The sequence below is a fragment of the Xanthomonas sp. 4461 genome, from assembly GCF_024806475.1.
In the GTDB taxonomy this organism is placed as follows: Bacteria; Pseudomonadota; Gammaproteobacteria; order Xanthomonadales; family Xanthomonadaceae; genus Xanthomonas; species Xanthomonas arboricola_F.
Window position 1 is genome coordinate 646,931 of sequence record NZ_JANTYV010000002.1, and the last position, 15,551, is coordinate 662,481.

12 protein-coding genes are annotated in these 15,551 nt (G+C 63.8%); 1 reads left to right on the forward strand and 11 read right to left on the reverse strand.

Going from position 1 to position 15,551, the window contains the following annotated elements:
* Positions 1–109: 109 nt before the first annotated feature.
* The 10 genes from recO to rpoE all read right to left on the reverse strand — a co-directional run bounded on the left by recO (position 110) and on the right by rpoE (position 9,933).
* Positions 110–832, reverse strand: a complete 723-nt coding sequence (gene recO, locus FHY19_RS10570; RefSeq protein ID WP_259165953.1) for a DNA repair protein RecO — start codon at positions 830–832, stop codon at positions 110–112.
* A gap of 142 nt (positions 833–974) precedes the next feature.
* On the reverse strand, positions 975–1,751 hold the full coding sequence (locus FHY19_RS10575; protein WP_259165954.1) for a hypothetical protein: 777 nt from the start codon (positions 1,749–1,751) through the stop codon (positions 975–977).
* Positions 1,752–1,776: 25 nt separating this feature from the next.
* A complete protein-coding gene (era, locus tag FHY19_RS10580; RefSeq protein ID WP_259165958.1) occupies positions 1,777–2,676 on the reverse strand; it encodes a GTPase Era in 900 nt (299 codons plus the stop codon).
* The gene (rnc, locus tag FHY19_RS10585; RefSeq protein WP_259165965.1) at positions 2,673–3,353 is read right to left on the reverse strand and encodes a ribonuclease III; all 681 of its coding nucleotides are present in this window, start codon (positions 3,351–3,353) and stop codon (positions 2,673–2,675) included. The genes era and rnc overlap by 4 nt, the downstream gene beginning before the upstream one ends.
* Entirely contained in the window at positions 3,343–3,750 is a 408-nt protein-coding gene (locus FHY19_RS10590) for a DUF4845 domain-containing protein (protein WP_259165968.1), read from the reverse strand. The genes rnc and FHY19_RS10590 overlap by 11 nt, the downstream gene beginning before the upstream one ends.
* The gene (gene lepB, locus FHY19_RS10595; RefSeq protein WP_104611436.1) at positions 3,751–4,551 is read right to left on the reverse strand and encodes a signal peptidase I; all 801 of its coding nucleotides are present in this window, start codon (positions 4,549–4,551) and stop codon (positions 3,751–3,753) included.
* A gap of 104 nt (positions 4,552–4,655) precedes the next feature.
* Positions 4,656–6,446, reverse strand: coding sequence for a translation elongation factor 4 (gene lepA, locus FHY19_RS10600; protein ID WP_259153985.1), 1,791 nt, complete (start codon positions 6,444–6,446; stop codon positions 4,656–4,658).
* Positions 6,447–6,633: 187 nt separating this feature from the next.
* Positions 6,634–8,226: a DegQ family serine endoprotease gene (locus FHY19_RS10605; RefSeq protein WP_259165971.1), complete on the reverse strand. Its 1,593-nt coding sequence runs from the start codon at positions 8,224–8,226 to the stop codon at positions 6,634–6,636.
* Between the two features lie 109 nt (positions 8,227–8,335).
* Entirely contained in the window at positions 8,336–9,316 is a 981-nt protein-coding gene (locus FHY19_RS10610) for an RseA family anti-sigma factor (protein WP_259165973.1), read from the reverse strand.
* Positions 9,313–9,933 (reverse strand): RNA polymerase sigma factor RpoE, encoded by a 621-nt coding sequence (rpoE, locus tag FHY19_RS10615; protein WP_005991949.1) that lies wholly within the window; start codon positions 9,931–9,933, stop codon positions 9,313–9,315. Before rpoE ends, FHY19_RS10610 begins: the two co-directional genes overlap by 4 nt.
* Before the next feature lie 235 nt (positions 9,934–10,168).
* Here rpoE and FHY19_RS10620 point away from each other — a divergent pair, with 235 nt between their 5' ends.
* On the forward strand, positions 10,169–12,250 hold the full coding sequence (locus tag FHY19_RS10620) for a 3-hydroxyacyl-CoA dehydrogenase NAD-binding domain-containing protein (protein ID WP_259165977.1): 2,082 nt from the start codon (positions 10,169–10,171) through the stop codon (positions 12,248–12,250).
* Between the two features lie 161 nt (positions 12,251–12,411).
* On the opposite strand, the gene FHY19_RS10625 is transcribed toward FHY19_RS10620, so the two are convergent.
* Positions 12,412–15,264, reverse strand: a complete 2,853-nt coding sequence (locus FHY19_RS10625; protein WP_259165978.1) for a TonB-dependent receptor — start codon at positions 15,262–15,264, stop codon at positions 12,412–12,414.
* Positions 15,265–15,551: the final 287 nt, after the last annotated feature.

Consider the following 15,551-nt stretch of genomic DNA (forward strand, 5'->3'; position numbering starts at 1 on the left):
CCGCAGCCGCCAGCGCCGGTAAGGTCAGGCGCTGGCCGGGTGTCGAAGGGAGCGGAGACGCGACTGGTCCAATGACACGCGACACGGCGCTTGGTCCGGGTCGTGCAGATCAACGCCGCCGCGCCAGATCCTCGAGCATTTCCCAGGATTTCAGGCCGCGTCCGTTCAGATGATGCAACAGCACGCTGCGCATGCTGCGGCGCAAGCCGGGCATGTCGTCGGTGGCCGGCATCGTATCTTCCCCTAGCGCCAGCAGCGCTGCGCCAGTTACGGTTTCGCGCCGATCCTGCGCCAGACGTTCGCTCAGTACCCGCATGGCGCCCTCTTGCGGATCGAGTCGATAGCGCGCCGCCGGGTCGATCGGCTGCCCGTCGCTGTCGTGCTGCAGATCGAAGGCAAACCCAAGCCCATCCAGCACATCGCGCTCGAACCGGCGCAACCCCCACGCCAGCGACAACTCCGACGCCAGATGCGCCCGCGCCTGTGCATAGCACGCGTAGAGCTCCGGCACCGCATCATTGCGAGGAGCCAGGCGCAGCAACAGCTCGCTGATATAGAAACCGGCCAGCATGCGCTCGCCGACCAACCGCGGCGCAGTGTCCAGCGCCTCGGCCTGGCGCAGCTGGGCAAGTTCGCCGCGCTGCACGGCCGTGAACTGGATCAGTTGCAGGGGCTGCAGCGCCGCACGCAGGGCCTGCTTGCGCGGACCCTGCACCCCACGCGCCAGCAATCCGACACGTCCGTGCTGCTCGGTCAGCACTTCCACCAGCAAGCTGGTTTCGCGCCAGGCACGCACATGCAGGACGAAGCCGTGTTCGTGCTCGATCAGCATCTTGGGCCAGCGCTCACCACTGCACTTACAGCCCAGGCCATGCGGCCATCACGCACTCGGCAGCGCAGGTGCCAACGCCGCTGCGGCATTTTTCGTATGTTCCCGAGGACGACAGAAAGGGCACATGCAACGCTGCAATCGGCTACGAGGCGTTGCCTGCGGCAAGACAGCGCCTCAATTGATCTCTGGCTTGGTGACCATCGTGCCACTCGATTTCGAACACCTGTTTGTTGTCGATGAGTAACCGGTAATGCGCGTTGTCGTCTATCCCGCCCAGCATTGCCTCGGCACTGGGGACTGCGAAGGCGATCGTGACCAGGTCAGTACCGGGTGTGAGATAGTGAAAGGCGCGCACCGTTGTCGGCTTTCCATCGCCGCCGTCCAGCCCCACCTTGATCGAGCAGTCCTTCTTGGGCCGCGGCAATCCGGGACCGGTGAACGATATCAACGCACGGCGATAGTCGCCTGAAGGGCCGGCCAGGGTCACGATACCTTGCAGATTACCGTAGGCCGCAACGCAATTATCGCCAGGCTTCGCGTCGGCGCTCGGGTCGAAGTGCTGCCAGAAGCCCTTGCGGAAACGCTGATAATTTGGATCAGTCGCAAGCTTGGCTTTCTCGCTCAAGAGCATCTGCGCCATGCCCAGGGCAGCGGTCGCGCGCGCCTTCATCGGGTCGTATTCGGGCTGCGCCGCACCTGTCGAGGCCGCGCCATCACGAACGCATAAAGGTGTCGGTGCAAGGCCGGGACCACCAGGTGCGGTCCCCATCATGCGCTCACCGGCTCCGGGCGTATTGGAGCAGGGAAAAGTCTGCGCATTCACTGCAAATGGCAGCAACCCCAGCACCAGCGCTCCCGCCATCATCCTGCCGACACCCAATGCCCCTGGGCCACCAAAGTTCGCTTTCTTTCGCCGCATCGTGCACCTCCATGTTGATACGAAATTAGTCGCCGTACCCAAATGCCTTGAGCGCTCCCTCGTCATCCGACCAGCCCTCGCGCACGCGCACCCAGGTTTCCAGGAACACTTTCGCACCGAATAGCCGCTCCATCTGCAGACGCGCCTTGCCGCCGATCTCCTTCAGGCGGGTACCGCCCTTGCCGATCACGATTGCCTTCTGGCCCTCGCGTTCGACCCAGATCACCGCACCGATTCGCAGCAGCGCGCCGTCTTCGGCAAAGCGCTCGATTTCCACGGTGGTGGCATACGGCAGTTCTTCGCCCAATTGACGCATCAGCTGCTCGCGCACCAGCTCGCCGGCCAAAAAACGCTGGCTGCGGTCGGTGATTTCGTCCTCGCCGTACATCGCCTCGGCTTCAGGCACCAGCTTGAGCAGATCGCTCACCAACGCTTCCAGCCCTTTGCGCTTGAGCGCGGACACCGGATGCACTGCGGCAAACGTCCGCCCTTCACTGACCTGCGCCAGAAACGGGAACAGCGCGGTCTTGTCCTTCAGCCGGTCGACCTTGTTGACCACCAGCACCACCGGCACTCCGGCGTCGCTGAGCACGCGGAACGCCAGCGTGTCTTCCTCGTCCCAACGGCCGGCCTCGATGACCAGCACGGCGGCATCCACGCCTTCGAGCGACCCGCGCGCGGCGCGATTCATCACCCGGTTCATCGCGCGCTTTTGTTCGCGATGCAGCCCGGGCGTGTCGACCAACATCAACTGCCCTTCCGGGAAGGTGGCGATGCCCAGCAGCCGATGCCGCGTGGTCTGCGGCCGATTGGACACGATACTGACCTTGGCACCCACCAGGGCGTTGGTCAGGGTGGATTTGCCGACATTCGGCCGGCCGATGACGGCAACGCTGCCGCTACGGTGGGGAGTGGTTTCGCTCACGTGTTTACATCCAGTTGTGCGATGACGGTAGCCGCCGCCTGTTGCTCGGCAAGACGGCGCGACGTGCCCTGGCCCTCGGCGCGGGCGATGGGCTGCTCCAGGATGCAGGCGACGTGGAACTGCTTGGCATGTTCGTCGCCGCTCTCGCTGATCAGAGCGTAATTGGGCAACGGCAGCTGCCGTGCCTGCAGCCATTCCTGCAGCCGCGTCTTGGGATCTTTTTCGGCCTTGCCGACCGGCAGTGCCGCCAGCGATGGTTCGAACCACGGAAGCACCACCTCCCGGCAGCGCTCGAACCCGCAGTCCAGATAGATCGCCGCGACAATCGCCTCGACCGCATCGGCCAGGATCGAATCGCGCCGATGGCCGCCGGACTTGAGTTCGCCCGGGCCAAGCGTCAGCCGCTCGCCGAGATTGAGCGTGCGTCCGATCACCGCCAGCGCACCTTCGCGAACCAGTTCGGCGCGCGCGCGCGTCAATGCACCTTCGTCGGCCTTGGGCCAGCGCCGATACAGCGCCTCGGCGATCAGCAGGTTGACGATGCCGTCGCCGAGAAATTCCAGTCGCTCGTTATGCGGCGTCCCGGCGCTGCGATGGCGCAGCGCCTGGGCGAGCAACGCCGGATCGGCGAATGCGTGCCCGATAGGATCGCCACGTTGGAAGGTTCTATTCGACACCGCGCTTCGTCAAATCCTGTTCCGTATCGAACTTGCCGACAACATCCAGATTGCCAACCAGCTCACGGCGTACCTCGTAGTTGACTTTCATCCGCCAACCACCCTCGATGCGTTCGAACTTGACGTCTTCTTTTTTGACGTTTTCCGAATAGTTTATGTAAAGCCGCTTGAAGAACATGTCCTGCAACTTGGACGGATCCATATCCGCAGTACCAACTTCGTTTGCAAGCCCCTTCATCGAGGTGCGCACCGCGTAGTACTCCTGATACATCGGAAACAGCTTCATCCCGATGTACAGGCCAAATCCGACCACCGCCAGCACCACCACGAACGACGTCAACGTCATACCGCTTTGCTTGCGCTTCATTGTGCTTTCCCCGGCACGCCGTGCGTGCATTTACTGGATTCCAGTCCCGATCCGCGATGGATCGAAACTCCCCTTGCAGAACCACCCTTCGCAATTGAGCCAGATCAAGAACGCCTTGCCGCGCAGATTGGCCTCCGGCAGGAAATGCGTCTGGGTCCAGAACCGGCTGTCTTCGCTATTGTCGCGATTGTCCCCCATCACGAAATAGCTGTCTGCAGGCACCGTCCAGTCGCCCTGCCCGGCCGGCATGTTGCGGTCCACCCACTCCAGCACGGTGTGCGTGCGGCCCGGCAGGTCCTCGACCAGCAGCGTGGTGCCGGTCATCTCGGCGCCCTTGCCCTTGCCGATGTACTCGCCCTTGACCGTGTAGCGCATCGGCTTGTCGTTGATATACAGCGTATCGCCATGAAATCCGATCTTGTCGCCCGGCAGGCCGACCACGCGCTTGATCCAGTTCTGGTCCGGCGCATGCGGCGGCTTGAACACCACCACGTCGCCACGCTTGGGCTCGCCGGTGGGGATGAACTTGGTATTGGTGATCGGCAGACGGAAACCGTAGGCGAACTTGTTGACCAGGATGAAATCGCCGATCAGCAAGTTGGGCATCATCGAGCTGGACGGAATCTTGTACGGCTCGGCGACGAAGCTGCGCAGGATCAGCACCACCGCCAGCACCGGGAAGAACGCACGCGAGTAATCGATGATCGCCGGCTCGCTGTCCAGCAGCCCGGCACGTGCGGCACGGCGCTTGGCCAAAAACAGCTTGTCCAGCAGCCAGATAAAGCCGGTACCCAGCGTCAGCACAACCAGGATGATTTCAAACCATTTCATTGGTGTTCCTTTCGGAAAGGGAATCGAGAATCGAGAATGGGGAATTGGAACAGCAGGAGCACGTGCGCCCTTACGATTCCCGATTCCCGATTTACCATTCCCAGCTACTTATCCATCTGCAGCACGGCCAGGAAGGCCTCCTGCGGAATCTCCACGCGGCCGACCTGCTTCATGCGCTTCTTGCCTTCTTTCTGCTTTTCGAGCAGCTTTTTCTTGCGCGAAACGTCGCCACCATAGCACTTGGCCAACACGTTCTTGCGCATCGCCTTGACCGTGGAGCGCGAGATGATCTGCGAGCCGACAGCGGCCTGAATCGCCACGTCGAACATCTGCCGCGGGATCAGGTCCTTCATCTTTTCGCACAGCTCGCGGCCGCGCCGGTCGGCATGGCTGCGGTGCACGATCAGCGACAATGCATCGACCTTGTCGCCATTGATCAGCACGTCCACGCGCACGAACGGGCCGGCATCGAAGCGCACGAAGTGATAATCCAGCGAGGCGTATCCGCGGCTCACCGACTTGAGCTTGTCGAAGAAATCCAGCACCACTTCGGCCATCGGCAGCTCATAGCTGATCTGCACCTGGCTGCCCAGATAATTGATGCTGATCTGGGTGCCGCGCTTTTCTTCGCACAGCTTGATGATGTTGCCGATGTACTCTTCGGGCGTCAGCACGTTGGCGCGAATGATCGGCTCGCGGATCTCCTGCACCAGGTTCAACTGCGGCAGCTTGGCCGGGTTGTCCATGTTGATGATGGACCCGTCGGTCTTGAGCACTTCATACACCACCGTCGGCGCGGTGCTGATCAGGTCCAGGTTGTACTCGCGCTCCAGACGCTCCTGCACGATTTCCATGTGCAGCATGCCCAGGAAGCCGCAACGGAAACCGAAGCCCATCGCCTCGGAGCTTTCCGGCTCGAAGCGCAGCGCCGCATCGTTCAGACGCAGCTTGTCCAGGGCTTCGCGCAGATCCGGATAGTCCTCGGCATCGACCGGGAACAGGCCGGCGAACACGCGCGGCTGCATTTCCTGGAAACCCGGCAATGCATGCGGCGCCGGATCGGCCGCCAGGGTCAGGGTGTCGCCGACCGGCGCGCCATGCACGTCCTTGATCGAGGCATTGATCCAGCCCACTTCGCCAGCGCCCAACGACGCCAGCTCCTTGCGCTTGGGGGTGAACACGCCAACCTTGTCGACCAGGTGCGTGCGCCCGGTCGACATCACCAGAATCTTGCTGCCCGGCTTGATCTCGCCCTGCATCACGCGCACCAGCGACACCACGCCCAGGTAGTTGTCGAACCAGGAATCGATGATCAGCGCCTGCAGCTTGTCGGTATCGCGCGGTTTTGGCGGCGGGATACGGTGCACGATCGCTTCCAGCACCAGATCGATGTTCAGACCGGTCTTGGCGCTGACTGCCACCGCGTCTTCGGCATCGATGCCGATCACCGCTTCGATCTCGGCCTTGGCACGGGCGATGTCGGCGGTGGGCAGGTCGATCTTGTTGAGCACCGGCACCACTTCCAGCCCCTGCTCCACCGCGGTGTAGCAGTTGGCCACCGACTGCGCTTCCACGCCTTGCGCCGCATCGACCACCAGCAGCGCGCCTTCGCAGGCGGCCAGCGAGCGGCTGACCTCATAGGAGAAGTCGACATGCCCGGGGGTATCGATGAAGTTCAGCTGGTAGACCTGCCCGTCCTTTGCCGTGTACGGCAAGGACACCGACTGCGCCTTGATCGTGATGCCACGTTCGCGCTCGATCGGGTTGGAGTCGAGAACCTGGGCCTCCATCTCGCGCGCCTGCAGGCCGCCGCACAGCTGGATGATCCGGTCGGCCAGGGTGGATTTACCGTGGTCGACGTGGGCAATGATGGAGAAGTTGCGGATATTCCGCATTGAATCAGAGGACATTGAGGTGGGCGCCGGCGGTGCCGTCGTCAGGGTAACGCAGCATTATCGCACGCTACGGCCCCGCGGGGCCGGGAATTGGGAATCGGGAGTGGGGAATCGGAAAAGCCAGGCGAGCTGTCGCCTCGCGGAGCCGCTCTTGCCATTCCCGATTCCCGATTCTCCATTCCCTCCGTTAGCCGCCAGCCTTCAGGGCCACATAGCTGGTCGCCTTACCGTCGGTGACCAGCAGCATGACCACGTCGCCCTTCTTGTAGCTGGACAGCGCGCGGTTGAGTTCGGCGACGCTGCCCACCTTGGTGCGGCCGACGCGGGCGATGACCAGGCCCGGCGAGAGCGGCGGCTGGGTGCTGCGCGCCGCAGCCCCGGTGACCGCGGCAATCCGCACGCCCTCGCCCGCTTCCAGGCCCAGGCGGCTGCGCTCGGCAGCGGTCAGGTCGGCGACCTGCAAGCCGAGCAAGGCCACGCTGGCGGGAGCTTCCGGCTTGGCGTCCGCGGCCGCAGTACGCGGCGCGGCGTCGTCGCGACCATCCTGCAATGGCGCCAGCACAACCGACACCTGGCGCGGCTTGCCATCGCGCAGCACGTCCAGGTTGACCTTGGTGCCCGGCGCCATCAGGCCGATCATCGGCGGTAGATCGCTGGCGACATCGATCGGCTTGCCGTTGACGGCGCGGATCACGTCACCCACCTCGATTCCGGCCTTGGCGGCCGGGCTGCCCGCGGGAATGTCGTTGACCAGCGCGCCGCGCGTATCCGGCAGGCCCAGGCCCTGCGCCTTGAGCGAATCGATCGGGCCGACCGCCACGCCCAGCATGCCGCGGCTCACATGGCCGGTAGCCTTGATCTGCTCGGCGGCGCTGAAGGCCAGATCGATCGGGATCGCGAAGCTGATCCCCATGTAGCCGCCCGACGCGGAGAAGATCTGCGAGTTGATCCCGACCACCTCGCCGCGGGTATTAAGCAGCGGGCCGCCGGAGTTGCCCTGGTTGATCGCCACGTCGGTCTGGATGAAGGGCACATAGCGCTGATCCGCATACGGATTGCTGCGACCGGTGGCACTGACGATGCCGGCAGTGACCGAGTGGTCCAGCCCGAACGGCGAGCCGATCGCCACCACCCACTGACCTGGCTTGAGCGTATTGGAATCGCCCAGGCGCACGGTCGGCAGGCCCTTGGCCTCGATCTTCAGCAACGCCACGTCGAACTGCTCGTCGCTGCCCACCACCTTGGCCTTGAACTCGCGGCGGTCGGTCAGCTTGACGGTCACCTCGCTGGCGCCATCGACCACGTGGTGATTGGTCAGCACATAACCGTCTGCGGAAATGATGAAGCCCGAGCCCATCGACTTGCCGGCGATGCCGCCATCGTCATCGCCCTGGCCCGGCCCTTGCCTTGGGCCGCCTGGCATCTGGAAATCCGGGCCGAAGAAGCGCTTGAAGAACTCCGGCATCTGCTCGTCGTCCGGCATGCCGCCCTGACCGGGCATGCCACCCTGGCCACCGCGCCCGCCACGGGCAGAACGTGCCATCGCATCCTTGCGGGTGATGGTGGTTTCGATATTGACCACGCCCGGGCCAACCTGTTCGACCAGATTGGTGAAGTCCGGCAGGCCGGCGACCAACTGCGGCGCCGGTGTCGCGCTGCGGTTGGCGGCAATCGGCGCACTGGTCTTGGCCTCCGGCGGCGGCGCCTGCTGGGCACAGGCTGCCAGCGGCAGGGTCATGGCGATCAGGCCAAACATCTGGGTACGCATGCGGTGATTCATCGAGTTGCCTCCGATGGCAGGGCGACAGGGGCCGCAACCCGCGACATGACGCGGGCCCGGCAAGTTAACGGGAGGAAGGGCGCCGACTGGATGAAGATCGGCAGCAGGATCAGTTCTGCGGGACCGGCAGCGGCAGCGGCCGGCCTGGCGCGGCAGTGCCGGCCGCCTGGGGCGCAGGCTCGAACGGATAGAACGCCGGACCCTGACGGCTCTGGCTGAAACTGGCGTTGAGCGGGCTGTCGCCTGCACCGGACAGGGCCGAGCGCGGCCACGGGCGCGCCTGCAGCGTCGTACCCGGATGCGTAAATGGATTGGAGCTTGCTGCCGGGCTCACCGCTGCCGCAGGAGCCGGGGCCGCGGAGGCCACCATCCGTGCCGGGGTCGGTTGCTGACGTGTTGCCGCGTTGCGCGCCACCTGCTGGTTACGCGTGGCGGCACCGCGGCGGGTGGACGCCAGCGCAGCGGCCGGCACCGCCGCAACCAAGGCGCCACCGTCGCCGGGGTTGGCCGGGTCGGGGACGGCCGGCGTCTTCGGCGCCGCTGGCGGCTGCGCAAGGGCGGGCACTTGCGCGGTGGTGGCATAGACCGGCACAGCGGCGCCGGGGTTGGCCGGGTCGGGGACGGCCGGCGTCTTCGGCACCGCTGGCGGCTGCGCAAGGGCGGGCACTTGCGCGGTGGTGGCATAGACCGGCACAGCGGATGCTGGCGACGCCGTCTCCGGCAAGCGCTCGCGCGCCATGAACAACGCGATGGCGGCAACCGACGCAGCAATCGCCGCACCGCCACCCCAACGCCAGCGTGCGGCCGAGCGCGGTGACGGCTGCGCCTGCGGCGCGGGCTCATCGGCAATGGCGCTGCGGACACGCGCGGCAAAATCCAGCGGCGCCGGCGCACTGGCCGCACCGCGCAGCACGTCGCCGCACAGCTGCCAGCGTTCGTGGCAGCCGGCCAGCTCCTCATCGTGCGCCAGACGGCGCAGCAAAAAGCGCGATTCGTCGGCGTTCAACTCTCCGTCGACCAGTGCAGACAACTGCTGCCGGTAGTGACGTTCGAATTTGTCGGTGGTGGACATGGCAGGGTTATCGCTCATACACGGTGTCGCTCACGGGTAGCGCTTTCGGTCTCCAGCAGAGGCCGCAGCTCGATGTCGATGGCCTCGCGCGCCCGGAAGATGCGCGAGCGCACCGTTCCGATCGGGCAATCCATCTTTCGCGCGATGTCCTCGTAGCTCAGCCCCTCCACCTCGCGCAGGGTGATGGCCGACCGAAGTTCTTCCGGCAGGGCTTGGACCGCACGCATCACCGTTTGTTCCAGCTCCTGTCGCATCAATTCGCGCTCCGGGGTGTCGTTGTCGCGCAAACGGGTCGCCCCATCGAACTGCTCGGCATCGCTGATCTCGATGTCGTCGGTGGGCGGACGGCGGTTGTGCGCAACCAGATGATTCTTGGCAGTGTTGACGGCAATGCGGTGCAGCCAGGTATAGAACTGGGAGTCGCCGCGGAAACTGTTGATCGCGCGGTAGGCGCGCACAAACGTATCCTGGGCCACGTCCTGACATTCGCTCCAGTCGGCGATGTAGCGCCCGATCAATGCAACGATCCTGTGCTGGTATTTGCGCACCAGCACATCGAACGCCGCGCTCTCGCCGCGCTGCACACGCCGGACCAGTTCCAGGTCCAGCTCCTGAGGTGTATCGACTTCGGCCATGTCGGGCCGCACTCCTGTCAGCCCACCGAAGTCGGGCAATGAGACCGCCGTTGAAGAGGAAAGTTCATACCGATCGGTACGATCGTCACGTAGCAGGGTAGCGGCTCGGGTGAGCCGCTGGCGACGCCTCCTGCGAAGCGCATGCCGCCCTGTCGACTGGTATGGGTATTTGACGTGATGGAAACAACCTCTGGATGATAACGGCCTTTCCTTATATCGCCGGATGGCCAGACGCATGCTTCCAGGTTTCGACGGGCTCCGATTCAGCCATTGGCAGGCCGACCTGCGCGAGGACGGCGTGGTCGTGCTCAGCCTTGATCGCCAGGGCGCACCGGTCAACGCGTTCTCGCAGGAGGTGCTGCTCGAATTGGGCGCCCTGGTCGAGCGGCTGGCGCTGGACCCGCCCAAGGGCGTGGTGCTGCGCTCGGCCAAGCCCAACGGCTTCATCGCCGGTGCCGACCTGAAGGAATTCCAGGAATTCGACCGCAAGGGCACGGTCAACGATGCGATCCATCGCGGCCAGCAGGTGTTCCAGAAGCTAGCGGAGCTGCCCTGCCCCACGGTGGCGGCGATACACGGCTTCTGCATGGGGGGCGGCACCGAGATCGCGCTGGCCTGCCGGTATCGGGTGGCATCCGACGATGCCGGCACTCGCATCGGCCTGCCGGAAACCAAGCTCGGCATCTTTCCCGGCTGGGGCGGCAGCGCCCGCTTGCCGCGCCTGATCGGCGCACCGGCGGCGATGGATCTGATGCTGACCGGGCGCACCGTCGCGGCCAAGGCCGCGCGGGCGATGGGGCTGATCGACAAGGTGGCTGCACCTGCCGTGCTGGTCGATGTCGCCGCCGCGTTGGCCTTGAACGGCACCACGCGTCCGTTCAAGCAACGTGCGACTGCCTGGGCCACCAATACATTGGTGGCACGCAAGCTGCTGGCGCCGCAGATGCGCAAGCAGGTCGCACGCAAGGCGCGCAAGGAGCACTACCCGGCCCCGTACGCCTTGATCAACGTGTGGGAGCGCGCTGGCGGCAGCGGTATCCAGGCGCGGCTTGCGGCCGAGCGCAAGGCGGTGGTCAAGCTCGCCAGCACGCCGACCGCGCGCAACCTGATCCGCATCTTCTTTCTTACCGAGCGGCTGAAGGCGCTGGGTGGCAAGGATGCTGGCGCGGCCGCATTGCCGCCGATTCGTCATGTGCACGTGATCGGTGCCGGCGTGATGGGCGGCGATATCGCGGCCTGGGCGGCCTACAAGGGCTTCGAAGTGACGCTGCAGGATCGCGAGCAGCGCTTCATCGATACGGCGCTGGGCCGTGGCGGCGAGCTGTTCGCCAAGCGGGTCAAGGACGAGGCCAAGCGCCCGGCGGTGGCGGCGCGCCTGCGTGGCGATCTGGCCGGTGCGGGCGTGGCGCAGGCGGACCTGGTGATCGAGGCGATCATCGAGAATCCGCAGGCCAAGCGCGAGCTATATCAGTCCGTCGAGCCGCAGCTCAAGCCCGATGCGGTGCTGACCACCAACACCTCGTCGATTCCGTTGACCGAGCTACGCGGGCATCTCCAGCGTCCGGCGCAGTTTGCCGGCCTGCACTACTTCAATCCGGTGGCGATGATGCCGCTGGTGGAGATCGTGCAGCACGATGGCCTGGATCCGGCCAACGTGGCCCGCCTGGCGGCGTTCTGCAAGGCGCTGGACAAGTTTCCGGTGCCGGTGGCGGGCACGCCCGGGTTCCTGGTCAACCGCGTGTTGTTTCCGTATCTGCTCGAAGCGGCCACCGCTTATGCCGAAGGCGTGCCGGGCCCGGTACTGGACAAGACCGCAGTGAAGTTCGGCATGCCGATGGGGCCGATCGAACTGATCGATACGGTGGGGCTGGATGTCGCTGCAGGCGTCGGCGCCGAGCTTGCACCGTTCCTGCACCTGCCGATTCCTGCGGCGCTTGCCACCGTGGAGCCGGGCAAGCGCGGCAAGAAGGACGGCCAGGGCCTGTATAAGTGGGAGAACGGGCGCGCGGTCAAGCCCGAGGTCGCCAGCGGCTACGAGGCGCCGGCAGACCTGGAAGATCGCCTGATCCTGCCGCTGCTCAACGAAGCGGTCGCCTGCCTGCACGATCGCGTGGTGGCCGATGCCGACCTGCTCGATGCCGGTGTCATCTTCGGTACCGGCTTCGCGCCGTTCCGCGGTGGCCCGATCCAGCATATCCGCAGCGTCGGTGCCGATGCCCTGCTCGAACGCCTGCAGGCGCTGCACGCCCGCTATGGCGAGCGTTTTGCACCGCGCCCGGGCTGGGACTCGCCGGCGTTGCGCGGGCCGGTGGCGTGAGGCTGCAGTACCGGGATTCTGCCTGCGCACGCACGCGAGCCGATTGATCATCGGCTGTTTCGAATCAAGCCACGTTGCACAATGATCGAGCGGGCCATCACCACTGAACAAAGAACGGCGAGCCAAGGCTCGCCGTTTTTTAACCAGAACCGCAATGCAACCTAGAAGCGCAGACCCACGCTGGTGAAGATGTAACGACCAGCCTGGTCGTAACCCCCCAGGGAGTTGCCGTTGAAGGTCAGGCTGCCGCCCACCAGCGGCGGCTCCTTGTCGGCGATATTGTTGACGCCCAGCGTCCAGGTGACGTAATCGCCCAACTGCATCGAACCGGACAGGTCGAAGTAGTTGTACGCCGACACCTTGTTGTCCTGGTTCACCAGGCGCACGTCGGTCGTGCCTGTGGTTCCGTCGGTGTTCTGGTAGTCCAGCTCACCGATGTAGCGCCAACGCAGACTGACGGTGTAGCGGTCGAAGTTGTAGCGCGTACTCAGCACATGTCGCCACTCGGCACTGTTGCATGCCACGTTGACCACGCCTGCGCAGTCGTAGGTCACTTCCTGCACACCCGGAACCGGCTCATATTCCTGCTTGAGGGCGTAGCTCCCCATCATCGAAGCGGTCAGGCGACCCGGCCCGACACTCCATGCATACGATGCGGTCAGATCGATCCCCTGGAAGTGCAATGAGCCGAAATTGTCCTGGGAATTGAAGATCAGGCCGGAGACATCCGGGTCGCTGCCGCGGAACAGGTCGCCGGTGGTGGCGTTGCGGCGGACGCGGCTGCAGATATCCGCATTACCGGTCACACCGCATGCGGTCAGGATGTTGGAAGAACCGATCGCACGGATGGCGTCGTCGATCTTGATGTCGTAATAGTCCACGCTCAGATCGAGCCCCTTGATCGGGCTGGCCGCGAAGCCAACCGTCCAGGTATTGGCCGTTTCCGGTTGCAGAGCAGTATTACCACCGGCGATCTCGTTGTACTGCCCCGCTGGATTTGCCGCCACACGGCCGTATTGCGCGGCCGTCACCCCGGTGTTGGCGCACTGGGCCTGGGTAAATGTCGGATTGGCGCCAGCGCAGGGGTCGCTACCGCTCCACAACCCGATCGTATTTTCGTTGTACAGCTCGGTGACGTTCGGAGCGCGGATCGCACGGTTCCAGCCTGCACGCAGGTGATATTTGCCATCGACGAATGTCGCACCCAGACCCGCCTTGTACGTGCTGACGCCTCCGGAGATGTCGTAGTCCGAATAGCGATAGCCAAGCTGCATATCCAGATGATCCAGGCTGCCTGCGTTGGCCAGAATCGGCACGGCGCCTTCCAGGAACAATTCCTTGACGCTGATGTCGCCGGACACATTTGATGTTGGGCCGCCCAAACCTGTGAAGTTGCCGGTCTGCATATTGCTATCGGCAACGCGCTTGAAGGTTTCAGTACGGGTTTCCACGCCACCGACCACGCTGATCGGATTGTCGCCGGCCCACGGCAGGCTGTAACCGAAGTTGCCGGTCACATAGGCATTGAAAACGCGCATCGAGGTTTCGTAATTGACGATACCGACGCCCTGGAGCGCCTGCGCTTCCGCTGCAGTCACACTATCGTTCCAGACGCTGTACGGCACGCAGCCGTCGAATGCGCCAGGCTGGCAGCCCAATAGCGCATCGCGCACCCGGGTGGTGACGAAGTCGTTGATGTTTTCCGACTTGGTGGTACTGCGGTTATAGGTAAAGGAGGCGTCATACGACCAGTTGTCGTTGATATCGCCCTGCGCACCGGTGGTGATGCTGAAGCTATTGGTATCCGACTCGGTGATGCGCGGGCCACCTTCGACGTTGCGCTTGGCGACATACACCGTGAACTCGTCGTCGGTAATACCGACATCGTTACACAGGCTACCGATCACCGATGTTGCGCAGTTGACGTTGAGGTCGGTAAAGAATGCGCCCGAGGGAGCGATCTGCGTCGAACTCTTGCGGTTGACGAAGAGGGTCTCGAGGTAGGGCTTGAAGTGCTCGTTGACCTCGTACTTGATGCTGCTGCCAGCCGTGTAACGCGTATCAGGCCGTTGGTAGTAATTCAACGGCGCAAAATTGTAGAGATTGGGCGAGGCGACCTGCGACCAGGTCCCGCCTGCGGAAGGCTGCACATAGAACGCGCCCGCCGACGGGGCAACAACGTAAAAATTGGCAGGGTCCGCAGTCGCCGAGCCGCCGCATGCAGTGCCCCCGTTGCTCAATGCACAGGCAGAGTAATCACGCTGCCCCTGCAACAGGGGATCATTCTCGCGCCAGGTTGCCCAGGCGGTCGCATGACCCGATTCACCGAAACTGCCGCCGATCGCCAGATCCACATTGCGGGAAATACCATCGAAACCGGAATTGCCCGTTGGATAATCGTATCCCGCATCATCCATCAGACCGCGCATCAACTTGTTGCCGTTGTCGTGCTGAAAGGCGTTATAGCCCATATCGACACTGACACCTTCAAACTCGTCGTCCAATACGAAGTTGACCACGCCGGCGACTGCGTCCGAGCCGTACACCGCAGAAGCACCGCCAGTGAGCACATCCACCCGGCGCACCAGTGCGGCAGGAATGATGCTGATATCCGGACTTTCACCGATGCCCTTGGGGATACGCCTGCCGTTGACCAAGGTCAGGGTCCGTTGCGCACCCAAGCCACGCAGATCGACGGTTGCATATCCATCCGAACCGTTGTTGGCAAAGTTGTCGAAGCTCGCGGCAAGCTGGGGATACTGATTGATCAGATCTTCGACCTTGGTCGCGCCGGTGTACTGGAATTCTTCCTTGTTGATTTCCGCCACCGGACTGGAGGCAGTCATCGTCTGGCTCTTGATACGCGTACCGGTGACATTGACCGTATCCAGGCTTTTGGCATCCATCGACGGCTGCTCCTGCGCCATCACGCTACCGGTAAACGCCAATGCAGCGGCGCCAACCGTGAGCGATACCCTGATGGCATCGCGCAACTTGGTGGTCTTCAATCTCATTTCTCTCTCCGACAGTGCGAACGGGTGGCGCAGGGCAACACCTGCCATCAGATAGCGGCAAAGTGCGCAACCACTGCGACGACGCAGGCGAGCGCATCAAACGGCGCCGACCACATTGGCTAGCGGGGGGCGAAATAAGCGCCCCAAATATCGCTGCCAAGCCGATGCTAAGGCGATGTCAAAGAAAATTAAAGTCCCGTTCAGCAATGCTCTGAAAGGGTGCGTAAAAGCCCCAAAACGGTGCGTAGATCACGCGATGGTGGCAGGTTCGCAGTGCCATCGAACGA